Here is a 20,300-nt window from a genome sequence, read left to right on the forward strand (position 1 = left end):
AATGTGCATCCCTGACGCGGATCATTCAAGCGTCAATCGCAGTCATGGGATCACCCCACTGGTTCCGGAAAGCACACAGGGGCGGGCGATGGAGCAGACACACACCTCGCACAACGGCACGGCCACGGCGACTCCGGGCGCCCAGCGCCGGGTTCTGGTCGTCGAGGACGACCCCACGATCGTCGACGCCATCGCGGCCCGCCTGCGCGCCGAGGGGTTCCTCGTGCAAACGGCGGGCGACGGTCCGGCGGCCGTCGACACCGCCGAGGCCTGGCAGCCCGACCTGCTGATCCTCGACATCATGCTGCCCGGCTTCGACGGTCTGGAGGTCTGCCGGCGCGTGCAGGCCGCGCGGCCGGTGCCGGTGCTGATGCTCACCGCGCGGGACGACGAGACCGACATGCTGGTCGGCCTCGGGGTCGGCGCCGACGACTACATGACCAAGCCGTTCTCCATGCGGGAACTGGCGGCGCGCGTGCACGTACTGCTGCGGCGGGTCGAGCGGGCGGCCATCGCGGCCTCCACCCCGCGCTCGGGCATCCTGCGCCTCGGCGAGCTGGAGATCGACCACGCACAGCGCCGGGTCCGGGTACGCAGCGAGGACGTCCACCTCACCCCCACCGAGTTCGACCTCCTGGTGTGCCTGGCGAACACCCCGCGCGCAGTGCTCTCCCGTGAGCAGCTGCTCGCCGAGGTGTGGGACTGGGCGGACGCCTCCGGCACCCGCACGGTCGACAGCCACATCAAGGCGCTGCGCCGGAAGATCGGCGCCGAGCGGATCCGCACCGTGCACGGTGTGGGCTACGCCCTGGAGACACCGACGCCATGAGCGGGGGGCCGGCCGGACCGAGAGGCCCCGGGGAGGAGCCCTGGGGCGCCGTACGCCCGTTCTCGATCAAGACCAAGCTGGGCGCGCTCGTCGTCGTCTCGGTACTGATCACCACCGGTCTGTCGATCGTCGCGGTGCACACCAAGACGGAGCTGCGCTTCATCACGGTCTTCTCGATGATCGCCACACTGTTGATAACGCAGTTCGTGGCGCATTCGCTCACCGCGCCGCTGGACGACATGAACGCGGTCGCCCGGTCGATATCGCAGGGCGACTACACGCGCCGGGTGCGGGAGAACCGCCGGGACGAGCTGGGCGACCTGGCCGAGACGATCAACGTCATGGCCGACGAGCTGGAGGCCCAGGACCGCCAGCGCAAGGAGCTGGTCGCGAACGTCTCGCACGAGCTGCGCACGCCCATCGCGGGCCTGCGGGCCGTCCTGGAGAACGTCGTCGACGGCATCGCCGAGCCGGACACCGAGACCATGCGCACGGCGCTGAAGCAGACCGAGCGCCTCGGGCGCCTGGTCGAGACCCTCCTCGACCTGTCCCGGCTCGACAACGGCGTCGTCCCCCTGCGGCAGCGCCGTTTCGAGGTGTGGCCGTACCTCTCGGGCGTGCTGAAGGAGGCCAACATGGTCGCCGGGGCGCGCGGGGGCATGACCTCGGGCTCCGGGAACCACACCCGTACCGACGTCCATCTGCACCTCGACGTCTCCCCGCCCGAGCTGACCGCGCACGCCGACCCGGAGCGCATCCACCAGGTCGTGGCGAACCTCATCGACAACGCGGTCAAGCACAGCCCGGCGCACGGCCGGGTGACCGTGAAGGCGCGGCGCGGGCCGCAGCCGGAGTCGCTGGAGCTGGAGATCCTGGACGAGGGCCCGGGCATCCCGCGCTCGGAGTGGCACCGCGTCTTCGAGCGCTTCAACCGCGGCGCCGTACGGCGGCCGCACGGACCGGGCAGCGACGGCGGCACCGGACTCGGGCTGGCGATCGCCCGGTGGGCGGTGGATCTGCACGGCGGCCGGATCGGCGTGGCCGAATCCGAGCGGGGCTGCAGGATTATCGTCACTCTCCCGGGGCTTTCCTCCGTTCCAAGTTGACGTAAAGTTCGATCCGGAGCCTCAAGATCCATCTGTGGTCCGCACGGCCGTCCGCACAGCCGGACACGTGTGATCAGGTGCGGCACCCGCGCGTGTCGGGCCGGGTGCCGGGGCGAGGTGATCACCGGCGGTGCGGAGCCATGCCCGGTTCCGTCCTCTCACAGCGCAACCGCGTTTGTTTCCCGCCATATCAAGCCCTGAAACACGGTTTTCGGTGTGACTTACGCGACGATGAACCGGCCCGACCTGACCTTCGCGGTCTTGGAGGCGTAGCCTTTATTCCCGCTGTCCATAACCTTGTGAAGCGGAAGAGGGCGGTTGCCGCCGTGTCGCCACAGTCCCCCAGTAACTCGAGCATCTCGACCGACGCAGACCAAGCGGGCAAGAACCCCGCAGCCGCGTTCGGACCGAACGAGTGGCTCGTCGACGAGATCTATCAGCAGTACCTCCAGGACCCGAATTCGGTAGACCGAGCCTGGTGGGACTTCTTCGCCGACTACAAGCCGGGGGCGCCCGCCGCCTCGGCTCCGGCGGGTACCGCGGCCGCGGGGGCCGCGGGCACCACCTCCACGACACCCGCGCCGGCCCAGCCGGCGGCTCCGGCGCCCGTCGCGGCCGCGCCCGTCGCCCAGGCGCCCGCCGCGCCCGCTCCGGTCGCGCCTGCCGCTCCGCAGGCCGCAGCGCCCGCGAAGCCGGCCGCCGCCCCGGCTCCGGCCGCCGCGAAGCCGGCCGCCGCTGCCGCGAAGGCCGCGCCCGCCGCCGCGGCGCCCGACGGTCCCGACCTGGTCACCCTGCGTGGTCCCGCCGCCGCCGTCGCGAAGAACATGAGCGCCTCGCTGGACGTGCCGACCGCCACCTCGGTCCGCGCGGTCCCGGTGAAGCTGCTGTTCGACAACCGCATCGTCATCAACAACCACCTCAAGCGCGCCCGGGGCGGGAAGATCTCCTTCACGCACCTGATCGGCTTCGCGATGGTGCAGGCCCTCAAGGCCATGCCGTCGATGAACTACTCGTTCGCGGAGAAGGACGGCAAGCCGACCCTGGTCAAGCCGCCGCACGTGAACTTCGGCCTGGCCATCGACCTGGTGAAGCCCAACGGCGACCGCCAGCTCGTCGTGGCCGGCATCAAGAAGGCCGAGACGCTGAACTTCTTCGAGTTCTGGCAGGCCTACGAGGACATCGTCCGTCGCGCCCGCGACAACAAGCTGACGATGGACGACTTCACCGGCGTCACGGTCTCCCTGACCAACCCCGGCGGCCTCGGCACCGTCCACTCGGTCCCGCGTCTGATGCCCGGCCAGTCGGTCATCATGGGCGTCGGCTCCATGGACTACCCCGCGGAGTTCCAGGGCACCAGCCAGGACACCCTGAACAAGCTCGGCATCTCGAAGGTCATGACGCTCACGTCGACCTACGACCACCGGGTCATCCAGGGCGCCGCCTCCGGCGAGTTCCTGCGCGGCGTCGCGAACCTCCTCCTCGGCGAGAACGGCTTCTACGACGACATCTTCGAGGCCCTGCGCATCCCGTACGAGCCGGTCCGCTGGCTGCGGGACATCGACGCCTCCCACGACGACGACGTCACGAAGGCCGCCCGCGTCTTCGAGCTGATCCACTCCTACCGGGTCCGCGGCCACGTCATGGCCGACACCGACCCGCTGGAGTACAAGCAGCGCAAGCACCCCGACCTGGACATCACCGAGCACGGCCTCACCCTGTGGGACCTGGAGCGCGAGTTCGCGGTCGGCGGCTTCGCCGGCAAGTCGATGATGAAGCTGCGCGACATCCTCGGCGTGCTGCGCGACTCGTACTGCCGCACCACCGGCATCGAGTTCATGCACATCCAGGACCCCAAGCAGCGCAAGTGGATCCAGGACCGCGTGGAGCGCCCGCACTCCAAGATGGAGCGCGAGGAGCAGCTGCGGATCCTGCGCCGCCTGAACGCGGCGGAGGCCTTCGAGACCTTCCTGCAGACGAAGTACGTCGGCCAGAAGCGCTTCTCCCTGGAGGGCGGCGAGTCCGTCATCCCGCTGCTCGACGCGGTGATCGACTCCGCGGCCGAGTCCCGCCTGGACGAGGTCATCATCGGCATGGCCCACCGCGGCCGCCTGAACATCCTCGCGAACATCGTCGGCAAGTCGTACGCCCAGATCTTCCGCGAGTTCGAGGGCAACCTCGACCCGAAGTCGATGCACGGCTCCGGCGACGTGAAGTACCACCTGGGCGCCGAGGGCACCTTCACCGGCCTGGACGGCGAGCAGATCAAGGTCTCGCTGGCCGCCAACCCGTCCCACCTGGAGACGGTCGACCCGGTCATCGAGGGCATCGCCCGCGCCAAGCAGGACATCATCAACAAGGGCGGCACGGACTTCACGGTCCTGCCGGTCGCGCTGCACGGCGACGCGGCCTTCGCGGGCCAGGGCGTGGTGGCCGAGACCCTGAACATGTCGCAGCTGCGCGGCTACCGCACCGGCGGCACGGTCCACATCGTCATCAACAACCAGGTCGGCTTCACCGCCGCCCCGGAGTCCTCGCGCTCCTCGATGTACGCGACCGACGTGGCCCGCATGATCGAGGCCCCGATCTTCCACGTGAACGGCGACGACCCCGAGGCCGTCGTGCGCGTCGCGCGTCTGGCCTTCGAGTTCCGCCAGGCGTTCAACAAGGACGTGGTGATCGACCTCATCTGCTACCGCCGCCGCGGTCACAACGAGTCGGACAACCCGGCCTTCACCCAGCCGCTGATGTACGACCTGATCGACAAGAAGCGCTCGGTGCGCAAGCTCTACACCGAGTCCCTGATCGGTCGCGGCGACATCACCCTGGAAGAGGCCGAGCAGGCCCTGCAGGACTACCAGGGCCAGCTGGAGAAGGTCTTCACGGAGGTCCGCGAGGCCACCTCGCAGCCGACCGCCGCGGACGCCCACGAGCCGCAGGACGGCTTCCCGGTGGCCGTGCCGACGGCGATCTCCACGGAGGCCGTCAAGCGCATCGCCGAGTCCCAGGTCAACATCCCGGACTACTTCACCGTCCACCCGCGTCTGCTGCCGCAGCTGCAGCGCCGGGCGGCGATGATCGAGGACGGCACGATCGACTGGGGCATGGGCGAGACCCTCGCCATCGGCTCGCTGCTGATGGAGGGCACCCCGGTGCGCCTCTCCGGCCAGGACTCCCAGCGCGGCACCTTCGGCCAGCGCCACGCGGTCCTGATCGACCGGGAGACGGGCGCGGACTACACCCCGCTCCTCTACCTGTCCGAGGACCAGGCCCGCTACAACGTCTACAACTCGCTGCTCTCCGAGTACGCGGTGATGGGCTTCGAGTACGGCTACTCGCTGGCCCGTCCGGACGCGCTGGTGATGTGGGAGGCGCAGTTCGGTGACTTCACCAACGGCGCCCAGTCGGTCATCGACGAGTACATCTCGGCGGCGGAGCAGAAGTGGGGCCAGACCAGTGGCGTCACCCTCCTCCTCCCGCACGGCTACGAGGGCCAGGGCCCGGACCACTCCTCGGCCCGCATCGAGCGCTTCCTGCAGCTGTGCGCGCAGAACAACATGACGGTCGCGATGCCGACCCTCCCCTCGAACTACTTCCACCTCCTGCGGTGGCAGGTGCACAACCCGCACCACAAGCCGCTGGTCGTCTTCACCCCGAAGTCGATGCTGCGCCTCAAGGCGGCGGCCTCGAAGGCGGAGGAGTTCACGAGCGGGCAGTTCCGCCCCGTCATCGGCGACGCCTCGGTCGACCCGGCCGCGGTCCGCAAGGTCGTCTTCTGCACCGGCAAGGTCTACTACGACCTTGAGGCCGAGCGGCAGAAGCGCGGTGTCACGGACACGGCGATCATCCGTCTGGAGCGCCTGTACCCGCTGCCGGGTGCGGAGCTCCAGGCCGAGGTCAACAAGTACCCGAACGCCGAGAAGTACCTGTGGACCCAGGAGGAGCCGGCGAACCAGGGTGCCTGGCCGTTCATCGCGCTCAACCTGATCGACCACCTGGACCTGGCGGTCGGCGCCGACGTCCCGGCCGGCGAGCGCCTGCGCCGCATCTCCCGCCCGCACTCCTCGTCCCCGGCGGTGGGTTCGGCCAAGCGCCACCAGGCCGAGCAGGAGCAGCTGGTGCGCGAGGTCTTCGAGGCCTAGGCCTCCGGCACGCGGTGAAGGGCCCGGTCCCCGTTGCGGGGGCCGGGCCCTTGCGGCATCTCCCGCTCGTGATCCGACGCGCGAACCCGGGACATTAGGCTGGTAGGAACCCGTCAACGGGCACCGACACAGGTTCGCAGGAGAGCAACCCATGTACTTCACCGACCGAGGCATCGAGGAGCTGGAGAAGCGACGCGGCGAGGAAGAGGTCACCTTCGAGTGGCTCGCGGAACAGCTCCGCACGTTCGTCGATCTCAACCCCGACTTCGAGGTCCCGGTGGAGCGCCTGGCGACCTGGCTGGCGCGACTGGACGACGAGGACGAGGAGTAGCAGGCCCTTGGCGCCCCGGGGGCCGCGCCCGGCTGACGCCGGACACGATCAGCGCCCCGTCAGGGGCGCGGGGCTGAATCGATGTGCGGCTCCGGCGCGTGAGCGCGACCGGCCCTCACCGGCCCGCAGCCGAAGTACGGCCCTGCCCGGGACCGATCGCCGGTCAGTCCCGCGGAAACACCGTCTCGTACGACAGCTCCAGCGCCCCGTGCACCATCAGCACCGCTCCCACGGCGGCCCACCCCACGCTGCGCCGCCGCATCCCCCACGCGGCGGCCGGCAGCCCCACCACCACCTCTGCCAGAGCCAGCCGATGAGCCCTCGGCATCCCGCCCTCCGCCCGGCCGGCCCCCACGCCCTCGACATGCCTCACGTGGGCCCCGGCGCCGGCCAGCTCGCAGAGACGTTCGGCCGGTTCGCCGGGCGCGAGCTCCTCCGGCAGTTCCAGCCCCGCGCGCGTGAGGACAGCGGTCAGCCCCCGCAGCCGCGCGCCCGCGTCGGCCGCCGGATCCGGCGTGGCCAGCCGGTCGAGGTACTGCATGTCCAGCACCGAATCCAGCCCCAGGCGCGCCGCGAACGTGTGCATCGCCCCGGTCTCCCCGGCCGGCGTGCCGTCGGCGAGCCACGCGTAGCCGACCGGGCGGCGGAATCCGGCGGCGAGGGTGAAGCCGGCGCGGTCGGCGTCCCACCACAGCCCGAGCACCGGCCACGCGGACCCCACGGCGAGCGCGGTGGCCCAGCCGGTCAGGACGCGGTCGACGGGCTCGCCCGCGCGCAGCCATGGCGTGCCCTCGGGGACGAGGAGGCTCCACTCGCCGGCCTCGGTCAGCAGCATCCGTTGCCGCAGCAGGGCCGCGAGCGGGGTGACGGCGTCGGGAGCGGCCCGGCAGAGCAGCAGGGCGCCGGAAGAGGGGGCGGAGGCAGGCCGGGAGACGGCCTTCGATTCGTCCGTCGGCATGAACACACGCTAAGCAATTCACCCGCTTATCGCCTGATATAGGGCTTCACCGGACCCATTGAGGTCAAGTTCGAGCCCGCCCCCATCACTCGGAAGAGTGTCTTGACTTCCCCCGGCCGCGATATATCGTGTTTCATGGAAGACGCGATATGGCGCGAGCCGGGCAATCGCGTTCGCGTCCAGCCGTCGTGTCCGGTCCTAGGAGGTCCGCACCATGTCCAAGTCCGAGTGGTCCGTCGCCGAGCCCAGGAAGCTCGACTTCGACACCCCCGTGAGCGACCTGCACGTCCGCATCGTCAACGGAACAGTCAACGTCGTGGGCACCGACGAGGGTTCCACCCGCCTGGAAGTCACCGAGATCGAGGGCCCGCCCCTGATCGTCACGCACGAGAGCGGCACCCTCACGGTGGCCTATGAGGACCTCCCCTGGAAGGGCTTCCTCAAGTGGCTCGACCGCAAGGGCTGGCGGCGCAGCGCGGTGGTCTCCCTGGCCGTCCCGGCGGACACCCGGGTGGAGGTGGGCGTGGTCGGCGCGGCGGCCGTCGTCTCCGGCATCACCGGCACCTCGGTGGTCAAGGGCGTCACCGGTGACACCACCCTGGTCGCCCTCTCCGGCGAGGTCCGCGCGGACACGGTGTCCGGGAACCTGGAGGCCCAGGCCGTCACCGGCAACCTGCGGTTCAACTCCGTCTCCGGCGACCTGACCGTCGTCGAGGGCTCGGGCTCCGCCGTGCGGGCCGACTCGGTCAGCGGCTCGATGATCATCGACCTGGACCCGGACGGCCCGACCGACGTCCGGCTGACCAGCGTCTCCGGCGAGATCGCCATCAGGCTGCCGCACCCGGCCGACGCCGAGGTCGAGGCCAACACCGCGAGCGGCACGATCTCCAACGCCTTCGACGGACTGCGGGTGCACGGCCAGTGGGGCGCCCACAAGATCACCGGCCGCCTCGGCGCGGGCACCGGCAAGCTCCGCGCCACCACGGTCTCCGGCTCCATCGCCCTGCTGCGCCGCCCGCCCAAGGAGGACGACGACGGCACCTCGGACGGCGCCACCGACGACACGACCGGCGGCACGACCGAAAAGAAGGTGCTCTGACATGCCTCCCGTCTTCGCCCACGGCCGCCTCCGCCTCTACCTCCTCAAGCTGCTGGACGAGGCCCCGCGCCACGGCTACGAGGTGATCCGGCTGCTGGAAGAGCGCTTCCAGGGCCTGTACGCCCCGTCGGCGGGCACCGTCTACCCCCGCCTCGCCAAGCTGGAGGCCGAGGGCCTGGTCACCCACACCACCGAGGGCGGTCGCAAGGTCTACGCCATCACGGACGCCGGCCGGGCCGAACTGGCTGACCGCAGCGGCGAACTGGCCGACCTGGAGCTGGAGATCCGCGAGTCGGTGGCGGAACTGGCCGCCGAGATAAGGGCCGACGTGCGCGGCGCGGCCGGCGATCTGCGCCGCGAGGTGCGCGCGGCCGCCTCCGAGGCCCGGCACGGCGGCGCGACGGGCACCGGGGAGTACGGCGACCCCGGCGACAAGGAGTCGTGGCGGGCCGCCAAGGAGGAGATGCGCCGGGTCAAGCAGGAGTGGAAGGAGCAGGCCCGCCGCGCCAAGGACGAGAGCCGCCGGGCCCGTGACGAGGCCCAGCGGGCCCGCCGGCAGGCCCAGGAGGCCCAGGCCCGGGCGCGGGCCCAGGCCCAGGAGGAGATGCAGCGCATCGCCCGCCGGGTGCAGGAGCACGTCCAGGACCACTTCACGCGCGGCGACTGGCCGACGGGAGTCCGCGAGGGCCTCACCGAACTCGCCAAGGAGTTCGGCGAGTTCGGCAAGGACTACGGCAAGGACTTCGGCAAGGACTTCGGCTTCGCCGGCCGCACCGAGCCGACCCCCGACACCGACACCGGTGCCGGCACCGGCCCGGACCTGCGCAAGCCGCCCCCCGCACCGGCCCCGGAGTACTCGCAGACCCCGGAGGACTTCCCGGCGCAGTACGCCCCCGCGTGGGCGCACGGCGACGAGACCGGCACCGGCGACCCGGCCCGCGACCTCGACCGGCTCCTGGACCGTTTCCGCGACGACATCCGCGACGCGGCCCGTGACCACGGCGTCACCACGGACCAGCTCCGCGAGGCCCGCCGCCACCTGTCGACGGCGGCGGCACACATAGGAGCGCTGCTGCGCGGCCCGAAGCCCTGAGGAGCGGCGCCGCCCGCTCAGGAGCCGGTCAGCACGATCTTCCCGAACTGGTCGCCGGACTCCAGCCGTTCGAAGCCCTCGCGGGCGCGGTCGAGCGGGAGCAGCTCGTCGATGACAGGGCGTACTCCGGTGGCGGCGCAGAAGGCGAGCAGATCCTCCAGCTCGTCCTTGGTCCCCATGGTCGAGCCGACGACCTTCAGTTCCAGGAAGAAGATCCGGGTCAGCTCGGCGTGCGAGGGACGGTCGCCGCTGGTGGCGCCGGAGATGACGAGGGTGCCGCCGGGCCGCAGCGACTTCACCGAGTGGGACCAGGTGGCGGCGCCGACGGTCTCGATGACGGCGTCCACCCGCTGTGGCAGCCGGGCCCCCGGCTCCACCGCTTCGACGGCCCCCAGTTCCAGGGCCCGCTTCCGCTTCGCCTCGTCGCGGCTGGTGGCGAAGACCCTCAGCCCGGCGGCCTTGCCGAGCACGATCGCGGCCGTGGCGACACCGCCGCCCGCGCCCTGCACGAGGACCGAGTCGCCGGGGCGTACGCCCGCGTTGGTGAACAGCATCCGGTAGGCCGTCAGCCAGGCGGTGGGCAGGCAGGCGGCCTCGGCGAAGGAGAGCTCCCGGGGCTTGGGCAGGATGTTCCAGGTGGGCACGGCGACCTGCTCGGCGAAGGTGCCCTGGTAGCGCTCGGTGAGGATGGACCGGGGCTCGTTCGGCCCGACCCCGTGGCCGCTCTGCCCGATCACGGAGTGCAGGACGACCTCGTTGCCGTCCTGGTCGACGCCGGCGGCGTCACAGCCGAGGATCATCGGCAGCCGTTCCTCGGGCAGACCGACGCCGCGCAGGGACCAGAGGTCGTGATGGTTGAGGGAGGCGGCCCGAACATCGACGGTACTCCAGCCGGGCCGGGCCTCGGGGGCGGGTCGCTCCCCCAACTCAAGGCCGGAGAGCGGCTGGTCGCGGTCGATTCGGGCGGCGTAGACGGCGAACATAGGGCCGACGATAGGTTCCCGGCGGCGACCGCGAAACCGGACGCCGCTGTGACACATCCCCTCTTGCGCACGGCGCCCCGCCCACAGGGCCGCGCACAAGCGCCCCGTAAGGGGCGCGGGGCTGTATTCGATATGCGGCTCCGCCGCGTGGGCGCGCCCAGCCCCCCACCGACCGGCACCCGAAGACGACCGTCTCCACCCCCCATCCGCGGGGGGTCTGGGGGCGGCAGCCCCCAGAACAACGCTCACCTCGCAGGCACCCCATCGGGTGGGCCGGTGGGCAAAGAAATGGCCCCGCCCAAGAAGAGCGAGGCCATTCGAGTCACCGCCGGGCAACCCCTTCGGCCCGCGCAGCCGCGGCCACCGCCGCGGTCACCGCAGGCGCAACCCGCTCGTCGAACGGAGAGGGAATGACGTAGTCGGCGGCAAGATCATCCCCGACGACCGACGCCAGCGCCTCCGCCGCCGCGATCTTCATCCCCTCGGTGATCCGGGAGGCCCGCACCTGGAGCGCGCCCGCGAAGATCCCGGGGAACGCCAGCACGTTGTTGATCTGGTTCGGGAAGTCCGACCGCCCGGTCGCCACGACCGCCGCGTACTTGTGGGCGACGTCGGGGTGCACCTCCGGGTTCGGGTTGGCCATCGCGAAGACGAAGGCTCCCTCGGCCATCGAGGCGACGGCCTCCTCCGGGACCGTACCGCCGGAGACGCCGATGAAGACGTCGGCGCCGGCCAGCGCGTCCTCCAGGGTGCCCTTGAGCCCGGCCTTGTTGGTGAACCCGGCGACCTCGCGCTTGACCGCGGTGAGGTCGTCGCGGTCGGCCGAGATGATGCCCTTGCGGTCGGCGAGGGCGACGTCCCCGATGCCGGCCTCGACCAGCATCTTGGCGATGGCGACCCCGGCCGCGCCGGCGCCCGAGATCACCGCCCGCAGCTGCCCGATCTCCCGCCGGCTGAGCCGCGCCGCGTTCCGCAGCGCCGCCAGCGTCACGACGGCCGTACCGTGCTGGTCGTCGTGGAAGACCGGGATGTCGAGCCGCTCCTGGAGCTTGCGCTCGATCTCGAAGCACCGCGGCGCCGAGATGTCCTCCAGGTTGACCCCGCCGAAGGAGGGGGCGAGCCGGACGACGGTCTCCACGATCTCGTCGACGTCGGTGCAGGCGAGGGCGATGGGAACCGCGTCCACGCCGCCGAACTGCTTGAAGAGGATCGCCTTGCCCTCCATCACGGGGAGGGAGGCCTCGGGACCGATGTCCCCGAGGCCGAGCACGGCCGTACCGTCGGTGACGACGGCCACGACGGACGACTTCCATGTGTAGTCGTTGACCAGCTCGGGCTGTTCCGCGATCGCGGTGCACACGCGCGCGACTCCGGGCGTGTACGCGAGGGAAAGGTCGTCCTTGTCACGGATCGGCACGGTGGCCTGCACGGCCATCTTGCCGCCGCGGTGCAGCGCGAACACTGGATCGAAGGAATCGAGGGGCTCGGCCCCGCCGTCCTGGTCCGTATTGCCCGACGCGCTGTCGCTGCGAGGATTGACGATCTCCGCTGCCACTTGTCTTACCCCTTAGGTATGCATGGTTTGAGGGTCGGCCACTCCCGGTGAGGGAGTGGGCGGGCACCGCGCAGGGCCCGATCACTGATACGTACGAGTGGCACGTACGAGCACCTGCGCGACGGACGCGCCGCACACGCGCCCTGAGCCCCGGATGAGGGGTGTAAAGAACCTTCTTACCGGACGGACGGCGCTCCCGACGAGTCGAATAGGCGCAAGGTCACATCACGGATGTCGTAGGTAACCGACAGATGAGCGGCCGAGTGACCGGTGGACGACCACGGGGCGGAGCCTGAGATGTACCGGCGGTGAACCGTAGATCTTCCGGCCAAAAGGTCGGATTCCCGCAGATGTGCGGGGCGGCGGGTCGAGGAAGGACCGGCCTGACGCGTCACGGGGGTCACCCGTTATCCGATTTTGACATGGTGACACGTCTGCTTGGAGCAATCCCAATGGCAGGATGCCGTAAACCCACGAGGTCGCGACACCCGAAGGTGTGTGTTTCCGTCGACCCAACGGCATATCGACATATCAGACACATCGGTATATCGGCTTGTCCTACCCACCGCCGGAGGAACCCACCATGACCGCACGCTTCACCCGTCGTACCACCGCCTCGCGCTCCAGGATTGCCGCGTTCGGTGCGATCGCGGTCGCCGGCACCCTGGTCCTCACCGGCTGCGGTGACCAGACCGACAAGGGCGGCGACAGCGGCTCTTCCTCGACGTCCTCGGCCCCGCTGGCGAGCAAGCTGCCGGCCGACATCCGCAAGGCCGGCGTGATCAAGGTGGGCTCCGACATCGCCTACCCGCCGGTCGAGTACATGGAGAACGGCAAGGCCGTCGGTGTCGACCCGGACATCGCGGACGCCCTGGGCAAGCAGCTGGGCGTCAAGTTCGATTTCCAGAACGGCAAGTTCGACCAGCTCATCGTGGGTCTGCAGGCCAACCGCTTCAACGCGATCATGTCGGCGATGAACGACACGAAGGCCCGCCAGGACGGCGTCGACTCCGACACCGGCAAGAAGGTGGGCAACGGCGTCGACTTCGTCGACTACTTCACCGCCGGCACCTCGATCCTGGTCCAGAAGGGCAACCCGAAGGGCATCAAGTCCCTGGACGACCTGTGCGGCCAGGTCGTGGCACTGCAGAAGGGCACCACGTCCGAGGGCATCGCCAAGACGCAGAGCACGAAGTGTACGAAGGACGGCAAGAAGGCCATCACGCTGCAGACCTTCGACACCGACCCCGAGGCGCTGCTCCGTCTGAAGCAGGGCGCCTCCGTCGCCGACCTCAACGACTTCCCGGTGGCCGCCTACAACGCCAAGACGTCCGGCAGCGGCAAGGACTTCGAGGTCGTCGGCGACCAGATCGAGGCCGGCCCGTACGGCATCGCGGTCAGCAAGGAGAACACCCAGCTGCGCGACGCGATCCAGGCCGCCGTGGCCGCCATCATCAAGAACGGCGACTACCAGAAGATCCTGGAGAAGTGGAACGTCACGCAGGGCGCGGTGACCGAGTCGAAGATCAACGGCGGCTCCTGACCATCCCCGGTCACGACTGAAGGGCCGTCACTGTGACTGACACGGTCGACAAGACCCCGGCGCCGTCCGTGCCGCCGGAGCAGATCAAGGCCATCCCGGTGCGCCACTACGGGCGCTGGGTGGCCGCCGCGGTGGTCATCGCCATCCTGGTGCTGATCGGCATGGCGTTCTCCAACGCGGACATCAACTACGGCATCATCCCGGACTACGTCACCGACGGGACGATCCTGTCGGGTGCCTGGCACACGCTGTACATCTCGGTACTGGCCATGGTGCTGGGCCTGGTCCTGGGTGTGATCCTCGCGATCATGCGGATGTCGTCGAACCCGGTCACCAGCACGGTTGCCTGGTTCTACATCTGGTTCTTCCGGGGCACCCCGGTCCTGGTCCAGTTGCTGCTCTGGTACAACATCGCGCTCGTGTTCCCCATCCTCAACCTGGGGTTCTACAAGGACGAGATGAACCAGGTGATGACGCCGTTCCTGGCGGCGCTCCTGGGCCTGGGCCTGAACGAGGCCGCCTACATGTCGGAGATCGTCCGGGCCGGTATCCAGTCGGTCGACGAGGGCCAGACGGAGGCCTCGCACGCGCTGGGCATGACCCAGCCCCAGACGCTGCGCCGGGTGATCCTGCCGCAGGCGATGCGGGTCATCGTGCCGCCGACGGGCAACGAGTACATCAACATGCTGAAGACGTCGTCGCTGGCGTCCGTGGTCCAGTTCCCCGAGCTGATCAAACGGGCCACGGACATCTCCAGCACCTCGCTCGCGGTGGTCGAGATGTACTTCGTGGCGTGCATCTGGTACCTGTTCCTCACCACGATCTTCAGCATCGTCCAGTACTACATCGAGCGCCATTACGCCCGCGGTTCGTCGCGCAGCCTGCCGCCGACGCCGTTGCAGCGGCTGCGGAAGAACCTGTCCCGGTGGGGCTCGTTCCGTCGCCCGGAGGTGGCCCGATGAGCGGTCTCGCGAAGGACATCACCCCGCCGAGCAGCGGGGCGCCGATGGTCAAGGCCGAGGGCGTGCACAAGTCGTTCGGTCTTGCGCACATCCTCAAGGGCATCGACCTGGAGGTGCTGCCGCGCGAGGTGTTCTGCCTGATCGGCCCGTCCGGTTCCGGCAAGAGCACGTTCCTGCGGTGCATCAACCATCTTGAGAAGATCAGCGCCGGCCGGCTGTACGTCGACGGCCACCTGGTCGGCTACCGCCAGCACGGCGACAAGCTCTACGAGCTGAAGGAGAAGGAGGTCGCGGCGCAGCGGCGGGACATCGGCATGGTGTTCCAGCGCTTCAACCTCTTCCCGCACATGACGGCCCTGGAGAACGTCATGGAGGCGCCGGTCCAGGTCAAGCGCGAGTCCAAGGCGGTGGCCCGTGAGCGGGCACAGCGCCTCCTTGACCGGGTCGGCCTCGGCGACCGCACCGGGCACTACCCGGCGCAGCTCTCCGGCGGCCAGCAGCAGCGCGTCGCGATCGCCCGCGCGCTCGCCATGCAGCCGAAGCTGATGCTCTTCGACGAGCCGACCTCCGCGCTCGACCCGGAGCTGGTCGGCGAGGTCCTGGACGTGATGCGGGACCTGGCCGAGGACGGCATGACGATGATCGTCGTCACGCACGAGATGGGCTTCGCCCGCGAGGTCGGCGACAGCCTGGTCTTCATGGACGACGGCGTGGTGGTCGAGTCCGGCCACCCGCGCGACGTCCTGACCAACCCCCAGCACGACCGGACGAAGTCGTTCCTGTCGAAGGTGCTGTAGGGACCACGGCTCACGACGCCGAAGGGGCGGTACGACTCCTCTCGTACCGCCCCTTCGGCCTGTCTACTTGAGGGCGAGCAGCAGGGTGTCCGACGGCGAGCACCACACCGCCCGCGCCTCCCCGAACCCCTTCTCACGCAGCACGCGCGCGTGCCAGGCCGCCGGGGGCATGTCGCCGTCCGCGTGCTCGCCGTAGATCTCGAAGCGGCGGGCCGTCGGCCCGGCCAGCGCCGGGTCCTGCGCCGCCAGCTGCCACCACTCGGCCCAGTCCAGCGCCCCCGCCGCCTTGGCCTGATCCATACGGCGATGCCGCTGCGCCCGTTCCGCCGCATTGATCCGGGGCGTGCTGTCGTCGATCATGTGGTCCGCGTTCATGAAGAGACCGCCGTCGCGGACGAGTCCCGCGACCTGACCGTAGAGGGCCGCGAGGGGTTCGCTGTGCAGCCAGTGCAGGGCCGTGGCGGTGAGGACCGCGTCGTACGAGTCGTACGGCAGCCTCGCGGACCACTCCGGGTCCTTGAGGTCGGCGGTGACGAACGTGACCCGGTCGTCGCCCGCGAAGGTGCCCTCGGCGATGGCGAGGAGGGCCGGGTCGAGGTCGACCCCGGTGCTCACCGCGTCCGGGAAGCGGGCGAGCAGCCGGGTGGTGATGCTGCCGGTGCCGCACGCGAGGTCGAGGACCCGGGGTGCCGTACCGACGAGTGCCTCCACCATGTCGAGCATGATCCTGAACCGCTCCTCGCGGTCCGGCATGTACCACTCCTGCTGCCGGTCCCAGCTCTCCTGCCAGGCACCCCAGTCGGCCCCGGTCGTAGTCATGGTCGTCGGCGCATCCGTCATGGCAACCCTCCACCGCACAAGCCTCGTAATACCCTGGAAGCACGACCGGCTATTACCCGACCGCACGACCGACCATAGAGTGCCCGCGTAAGGACTACAAGTGGAACTGGCCTATTACTCGGATTACGCCGTCCGGCTCGTCAACAGCGAGGAACCGGCCCGGGGCAAGGACTCCCTGACCTCGGTCGAGGCCGTCCGCGATCTCTTCGCCGGCAACCAGCAGGCCGCCCGGCGCGCCACCGACGCCGACCTCACCCGCTTCCGCTCGGTCCGGGCCCGGCTGCGCGCGGTCTTCGAGGCGGCCGACAAGGGCGAGGAGACCCTCGCCGTGGACCTGCTGAACTCACTCCTGCTGGAGTTCCCGGTCAGCCCGCAGATCTCCGGGCACGACTTCCGGGACGAGGACGGCCGCCCGCTGTGGCACATGCACCTGGCCGACCACCCCTCCAACGCCACCGCCGGCTACACGGCGATCGCGGCGATGGGCCTGGCCTTCCACCTCACCGAGTACGGCGTCGACCGGCTCGGCCTGTGCGAGGCGGCGCCCTGCCGCAACGCCTACCTCGACACCTCGACCAACCGCTCCCGGCGCTACTGCTCGGACCGCTGCGCGACCCGTGCGAACGTGGCCGCCTACCGGGCCCGCAAGCGCCTGGAGGCGGAGCGGCCCGAACGGTCGGACGACAGCACCGGCCTGGCGGCCGAGAGCGCCCAGCGCACCAGCGCCAGCGGCGAACGCTGATCCGCCCTGCGCGGCCGCCAGCGGAACAGGGCCCGGCCGAGGATGAGCTCGTCCGGCACGGTCCCGTAGTCCGTGCTGTCCCCGCCCGCGTACGCGTTGTCCCCGAGCACCCACCAGCCGCCCTCGCGCAGCTCCACGGCCCGCTTGACGACCAGCAGGTCCTGCTGGAAAGGGTGGCGCAGGACGACGACGTCACCGGCCCGTACCCGGGCCCCGTACCGCACCAGGAGCTGATCCCCCTGGTACAGCGTGGGCACCATGGACGGGCCGGTCACCTCGGCCAGTCCATAGGGCGCGGCGCCCCTCCCCCGCTCGGTCTCCTGCGACAGCTCCGGCATCCCCGGCACCTCCCCGGTCCGTTCCTCCACCAGTCTCAGTCTGACCCTGGACTTTTGTCCTAAGCCCATGGGGGCACTCGCGAAAACGGGCTTCCCAGGGAGTAATGTCCCACCTGAGAAGACGATCACGAGGAAGGAATGCTCCATGCTTTCCCGCCTGTTTGCCCCCAAGGTCAAGGTCAGCGCGCACTGCGACCTGCCCTGCGGTGTGTACGACCCGGCCCAGGCCCGCATCGAGGCGGAGTCGGTGAAGGCCGTGCAGGAAAAGATGGCCGCCAACGACGACCCGCACTTCCAGGCGCGCGCCACCGTCATCAAGGAACAGCGCGCCGAGCTCGCCAAGCACCACGTCTCGGTGCTCTGGAGCGACTACTTCAAGCCGCCGCACTTCGAGAAGTACCCCCAGCTGCACGTGCTGGTGAACGACACCCTGAAGGCCCTGTCCGCCGCCAAGGCGTCCACGGACCCGAAGACCGGCGAGAAGGCCCTGGAGCTCATCGCCGAGATCGACAAGATCTTCTGGGAGACCAAGAAGGCCTGATCATTATTCATGCCTTCTGACCTGCGATTACTTCAGTTGCAGCGTCACCCTCCCCGCACCCGGCCCGCAGGCCGCCGAGCACGGCGTCCACGGCGGTCCGGGTGCGGTCTTTCCCCCGCCCGGCCGCGGCCCGCGGCATCACCCCGCGTACCGCGGTGAAGGTGCGTGCGAGCGGTCCGGGCCGCCAGGGCGGACTCGTGGCCGCCGGCTGTCGCGCGCGTCCCCCCGGCATCGGCCGATGATGGGAGTACGGCCGAACACGCGGAGCTGATCATGACGGGTTGGCGGGTCAGGGACTACACCCCGGACGATCTCGAAGCCCTGATCCGAGTCGACATGGAGAGCAGCACGACCCAGGAGCCGCCGCTCTTCCCGCTCGCGGACGCCGTGACGGCTCTCCAGGCCCGCCACCCCGCCGTGGTGGCCACGGCGGACGACGCGCTGATCGGCGCCGCGGTGAGCAGGGTGGAGGGCGAACAGGCATGGATCCTGCGCATCTGCATGGCGCCCGGCCGGCGGCAGCGCGGGCTGGGCAGTGCCCTGATCACCGCCCTTGAGCAACGGCTCTTCGCCGCCGGCGTCCGGGCGGTGCACGCCGTCCTGCCCGAGGGCGAGACCGGTGCCGTCGCTCTGCACAACTGCGACTTCGGCGCCCGCCCCGGGCTGGTCTTCTTCGAGAAGCGCGGGCCGGTGACCCCGCAGTCGGCCGACACCCTGTCCTCGCTCGGAGCGGAGCTGCCGCCGGGGGGACTGTGGCAGAAGGTCGCGGGCATGCAACGGGAGAAACAGCTCATCGAGCGGCGCCTGGTCCTGCCGCTGGCCCATCCCGAACTGGCCGCCCAGCACGGAGTGGAACCGCCCCGGGCGGTGATGCTGTTCGGCCCGCCCGGGACCGGCAAGAGCACGTTCGCGCACGCGATCGCCAGCCGCCTGGGCTGGCCCTTCCTCGAACTGTTCCCCGCCCGTCTGGCCGCCGAGTACGGTCTGGCGACCGGGCTGAACCGGCGCTTCGACGAGATCGCCCGGCTCGACCACGTCCTGGTCTTCATCGACGAGGTCGAGGAGATCGCCGGCGAACGCGGCGGCGCGGACGCGACCGCGGTCGGCGTCGTCAACGAACTGCTCAAGGCGATCGTCCGGTTCCGAGGCCAGGACGGACGGCTGCTCGTCTGCGCCACGAACAACGTGACCACGCTCGACTCCGCGTTCCTGCGACACGGCCGCTTCGACTACGTGCTGCCGATCGGCCCTCCCGACCACACCGCCAGGACCGCGCTGTGGGAGAGCTACCTGGCCCGAGCGGGCGCGCGAGCCGACAGCGCGGTACTCGCGTCCGCCAGCGAGGGGTTCACCCCCGCCGACATCGCCCACGCCGCGCGAACCGTCTCCCAGGCCCAGTTCGAGCGCACCTTCGACACCGGAACCCGGACCGCGCCCACCACGGACGACTACCTGGACACGATCACCGACACCAAGCCCACGGTCAGCGCCGCCATGGCCCAGGAATTCTCCCAGCAGACCGAGAAGTTCGCCCGCATCTAGCGTCCGGGCCGACGGGGAGTCGATCTGCGACGGACGTGCGGACCGCCTGCCCCGGTCGGGCCCGAAGCGATGTCATCCGCGGTCGCGGTCGCTGTCGCCGTCGGGCGGGTCGGCGGTCCCGTCCGCGGTCCGCCGGCGGTGCCTGCGGAGCCGGCGGCCGATCCCCGGCAGAGCGTCGCTGTAGTGGAAGGCAGCGATGCGTTCGTCGTGCTGGACGTTGAGCAGGTGGATGAGAACGACTCCGACGGCGATCACGACCAGCAACACCGCCACGGCGACGAGTGTCATGGTCCTCTCACCTCCGCCGGCGGGCGGGCAGCCGCCCTGTCGAACCCACGGGCCGGGACAGGGACGACGTCGGACGTAGTCCGCCATCGGTCTCCCACGCTTCTTCCCTGCCCCGGGCATCGATCCTTTCTGCCGCCCCCTCCCGGGTCGGGGCATCGATGTCGGCGCCGGCCATCAGCTGTGCGGCGGCATCCGCACCGGTCTCCGGCGGAATCACCAGCACGTCCCGGCGGCCGTCGGCGAAGAAAAGGGTGAGTCTGTGCGGATCCTGCTCTTCGGTGGACCAGCCCACATCCACGGTGCGCCCGGCGACGGACACCCGATGCGGCATGACGGGCCAGTAAGCGGGGTTCAGCGTGACACCTGTGATGCGGCCCCAGAGGTCGCCCAATGCCGCCGTCAGGAGTGGCAGCTCACGGGTGAGGGCACGGGAGCGAGGCCACCACATGCCGTCCAGCCCGCCCGGCCCGGGCGTCAGGGACAGCCGGACCGACGGCGCGGGCCTGCTCGATGTCGTGCGGTCAATGGTCACGGGCATGCCGCGAACCGATCCCCGGGCCCATGGGTGCGACCCGGCGTCGTCGATCACCGGAAACGGCACCCGCAGCGGAGCC

At 70.2% G+C, this 20,300-nt stretch carries 19 protein-coding genes; 12 read left to right on the forward strand and 7 right to left on the reverse strand.

The window, feature by feature from the left end; genetic code table 11:
• The first annotated feature begins 88 nt into the window (after positions 1-88).
• The 4 genes from SSP29_RS02695 (at position 89) to SSP29_RS02710 (ending at position 6,405) form a co-directional block, all read left to right on the forward strand.
• On the forward strand, positions 89-829 hold the full coding sequence (locus tag SSP29_RS02695; RefSeq protein WP_089098810.1) for a response regulator transcription factor: 741 nt from the start codon (positions 89-91) through the stop codon (positions 827-829).
• Complete coding sequence (locus SSP29_RS02700) at positions 826-1,935, forward strand: HAMP domain-containing sensor histidine kinase (protein ID WP_089098811.1); 1,110 nt, start codon at positions 826-828, stop codon at positions 1,933-1,935. The genes SSP29_RS02695 and SSP29_RS02700 overlap by 4 nt, the downstream gene beginning before the upstream one ends.
• 326 nt (positions 1,936-2,261) lie before the next feature.
• The gene (locus SSP29_RS02705) at positions 2,262-6,074 is read left to right on the forward strand and encodes a multifunctional oxoglutarate decarboxylase/oxoglutarate dehydrogenase thiamine pyrophosphate-binding subunit/dihydrolipoyllysine-residue succinyltransferase subunit (RefSeq protein ID WP_089098812.1); all 3,813 of its coding nucleotides are present in this window, start codon (positions 2,262-2,264) and stop codon (positions 6,072-6,074) included.
• 151 nt (positions 6,075-6,225) lie between these two features.
• Positions 6,226-6,405 (forward strand): DUF6104 family protein, encoded by a 180-nt coding sequence (locus SSP29_RS02710; protein WP_023586593.1) that lies wholly within the window; start codon positions 6,226-6,228, stop codon positions 6,403-6,405.
• A 163-nt stretch (positions 6,406-6,568) separates the two neighbouring features.
• Here SSP29_RS02710 and SSP29_RS02715 read toward each other — a convergent pair whose 3' ends face one another.
• Entirely contained in the window at positions 6,569-7,363 is a 795-nt protein-coding gene (locus tag SSP29_RS02715; protein ID WP_089099777.1) for a hypothetical protein, read from the reverse strand.
• A 214-nt stretch (positions 7,364-7,577) separates the two neighbouring features.
• Here SSP29_RS02715 and SSP29_RS02720 point away from each other — a divergent pair, with 214 nt between their 5' ends.
• Together SSP29_RS02720 and SSP29_RS02725 are read left to right on the forward strand one after the other, a co-directional pair.
• Complete coding sequence (locus SSP29_RS02720; RefSeq protein ID WP_089098813.1) at positions 7,578-8,462, forward strand: DUF4097 family beta strand repeat-containing protein; 885 nt, start codon at positions 7,578-7,580, stop codon at positions 8,460-8,462.
• Position 8,463: 1 nt separating this feature from the next.
• Positions 8,464-9,555 carry a PadR family transcriptional regulator gene (locus tag SSP29_RS02725; protein ID WP_089098814.1) on the forward strand — a complete coding sequence of 364 codons (1,092 nt, stop codon included), beginning with the start codon at positions 8,464-8,466 and terminating at the stop codon, positions 9,553-9,555.
• A gap of 17 nt (positions 9,556-9,572) precedes the next feature.
• On the opposite strand, the gene SSP29_RS02730 is transcribed toward SSP29_RS02725, so the two are convergent.
• Together SSP29_RS02730 and SSP29_RS02735 are read right to left on the reverse strand one after the other, a co-directional pair.
• Positions 9,573-10,538: a zinc-binding dehydrogenase gene (locus tag SSP29_RS02730; RefSeq protein ID WP_089098815.1), complete on the reverse strand. Its 966-nt coding sequence runs from the start codon at positions 10,536-10,538 to the stop codon at positions 9,573-9,575.
• Between the two features lie 322 nt (positions 10,539-10,860).
• Positions 10,861-12,093 (reverse strand): NAD(P)-dependent malic enzyme, encoded by a 1,233-nt coding sequence (locus tag SSP29_RS02735; protein ID WP_089098816.1) that lies wholly within the window; start codon positions 12,091-12,093, stop codon positions 10,861-10,863.
• Between the two features lie 583 nt (positions 12,094-12,676).
• Here SSP29_RS02735 and SSP29_RS02740 point away from each other — a divergent pair.
• Genes SSP29_RS02740 through SSP29_RS02750 form a run of 3 tightly spaced genes read left to right on the forward strand, consistent with a single transcriptional unit; the run spans position 12,677 to position 15,395 of the window.
• Positions 12,677-13,636, forward strand: a complete 960-nt coding sequence (locus SSP29_RS02740) for an ABC transporter substrate-binding protein (protein WP_089098817.1) — start codon at positions 12,677-12,679, stop codon at positions 13,634-13,636.
• Positions 13,637-13,668: 32 nt separating this feature from the next.
• Complete coding sequence (locus SSP29_RS02745; RefSeq protein WP_089098818.1) at positions 13,669-14,598, forward strand: amino acid ABC transporter permease; 930 nt, start codon at positions 13,669-13,671, stop codon at positions 14,596-14,598.
• On the forward strand, positions 14,595-15,395 hold the full coding sequence (locus SSP29_RS02750; protein ID WP_089098819.1) for an amino acid ABC transporter ATP-binding protein: 801 nt from the start codon (positions 14,595-14,597) through the stop codon (positions 15,393-15,395). The genes SSP29_RS02745 and SSP29_RS02750 overlap by 4 nt, the downstream gene beginning before the upstream one ends.
• A 63-nt stretch (positions 15,396-15,458) precedes the next feature.
• On the opposite strand, the gene SSP29_RS02755 is transcribed toward SSP29_RS02750, so the two are convergent.
• Positions 15,459-16,235, reverse strand: coding sequence for a class I SAM-dependent methyltransferase (locus tag SSP29_RS02755; protein ID WP_089098820.1), 777 nt, complete (start codon positions 16,233-16,235; stop codon positions 15,459-15,461).
• Between the two features lie 100 nt (positions 16,236-16,335).
• On the opposite strand from SSP29_RS02755, the gene SSP29_RS02760 reads away from it, so the two are divergent.
• Positions 16,336-16,977 carry a CGNR zinc finger domain-containing protein gene (locus tag SSP29_RS02760; RefSeq protein ID WP_089098821.1) on the forward strand — a complete coding sequence of 214 codons (642 nt, stop codon included), beginning with the start codon at positions 16,336-16,338 and terminating at the stop codon, positions 16,975-16,977.
• Here SSP29_RS02760 and sodX read toward each other — a convergent pair.
• Positions 16,869-17,315, reverse strand: a complete 447-nt coding sequence (gene sodX, locus SSP29_RS02765) for a nickel-type superoxide dismutase maturation protease (protein WP_089099778.1) — start codon at positions 17,313-17,315, stop codon at positions 16,869-16,871. The genes SSP29_RS02760 and sodX overlap by 109 nt on opposite strands.
• A gap of 145 nt (positions 17,316-17,460) precedes the next feature.
• On the opposite strand from sodX, the gene sodN reads away from it, so the two are divergent.
• Entirely contained in the window at positions 17,461-17,856 is a 396-nt protein-coding gene (sodN, locus tag SSP29_RS02770; protein ID WP_055634112.1) for a superoxide dismutase, Ni, read from the forward strand.
• 273 nt (positions 17,857-18,129) lie between these two features.
• Complete coding sequence (locus tag SSP29_RS02780) at positions 18,130-19,398, forward strand: ATP-binding protein (RefSeq protein WP_089098822.1); 1,269 nt, start codon at positions 18,130-18,132, stop codon at positions 19,396-19,398.
• Between the two features lie 72 nt (positions 19,399-19,470).
• On the opposite strand, the gene SSP29_RS02785 is transcribed toward SSP29_RS02780, so the two are convergent.
• Positions 19,471-19,686, reverse strand: coding sequence for a hypothetical protein (locus SSP29_RS02785; protein WP_089098823.1), 216 nt, complete (start codon positions 19,684-19,686; stop codon positions 19,471-19,473).
• A 7-nt stretch (positions 19,687-19,693) separates the two neighbouring features.
• Complete coding sequence (locus SSP29_RS02790; RefSeq protein WP_150133437.1) at positions 19,694-20,275, reverse strand: DUF5994 family protein; 582 nt, start codon at positions 20,273-20,275, stop codon at positions 19,694-19,696.
• Positions 20,276-20,300 lie beyond the last annotated feature (25 nt).

The organism is Streptomyces hyaluromycini, from assembly GCF_002217755.1.
GTDB lineage: Bacteria > Actinomycetota > Actinomycetes > Streptomycetales > Streptomycetaceae > Streptomyces > Streptomyces hyaluromycini.

What these genes read in the sequence shown, in the direction of transcription:
- SSP29_RS02785 (WP_089098823.1), bottom strand. Translation starts at nt 19,686, where the DNA reads ATGACACTCGTCGCCGTGGCGGTGTTGCTGGTCGTGATCGCCGTCGGA.
- SSP29_RS02730 (WP_089098815.1), bottom strand. Translation starts at nt 10,538, where the DNA reads ATGTTCGCCGTCTACGCCGCCCGAATCGACCGCGACCAGCCGCTCTCC.
- SSP29_RS02715 (WP_089099777.1), bottom strand. Translation starts at nt 7,363, where the DNA reads ATGCCGACGGACGAATCGAAGGCCGTCTCCCGGCCTGCCTCCGCCCCC.
- SSP29_RS02750 (WP_089098819.1), top strand. Translation starts at nt 14,595, where the DNA reads ATGAGCGGTCTCGCGAAGGACATCACCCCGCCGAGCAGCGGGGCGCCG.
- sodN (WP_055634112.1), top strand. Translation starts at nt 17,461, where the DNA reads ATGCTTTCCCGCCTGTTTGCCCCCAAGGTCAAGGTCAGCGCGCACTGC.
- SSP29_RS02725 (WP_089098814.1), top strand. Translation starts at nt 8,464, where the DNA reads ATGCCTCCCGTCTTCGCCCACGGCCGCCTCCGCCTCTACCTCCTCAAG.
- SSP29_RS02780 (WP_089098822.1), top strand. Translation starts at nt 18,130, where the DNA reads ATGACGGGTTGGCGGGTCAGGGACTACACCCCGGACGATCTCGAAGCC.
- SSP29_RS02700 (WP_089098811.1), top strand. Translation starts at nt 826, where the DNA reads ATGAGCGGGGGGCCGGCCGGACCGAGAGGCCCCGGGGAGGAGCCCTGG.
- SSP29_RS02720 (WP_089098813.1), top strand. Translation starts at nt 7,578, where the DNA reads ATGTCCAAGTCCGAGTGGTCCGTCGCCGAGCCCAGGAAGCTCGACTTC.
- SSP29_RS02695 (WP_089098810.1), top strand. Translation starts at nt 89, where the DNA reads ATGGAGCAGACACACACCTCGCACAACGGCACGGCCACGGCGACTCCG.
- SSP29_RS02740 (WP_089098817.1), top strand. Translation starts at nt 12,677, where the DNA reads ATGACCGCACGCTTCACCCGTCGTACCACCGCCTCGCGCTCCAGGATT.
- sodX (WP_089099778.1), bottom strand. Translation starts at nt 17,315, where the DNA reads ATGCCGGAGCTGTCGCAGGAGACCGAGCGGGGGAGGGGCGCCGCGCCC.
- SSP29_RS02710 (WP_023586593.1), top strand. Translation starts at nt 6,226, where the DNA reads ATGTACTTCACCGACCGAGGCATCGAGGAGCTGGAGAAGCGACGCGGC.
- SSP29_RS02755 (WP_089098820.1), bottom strand. Translation starts at nt 16,235, where the DNA reads ATGACGGATGCGCCGACGACCATGACTACGACCGGGGCCGACTGGGGT.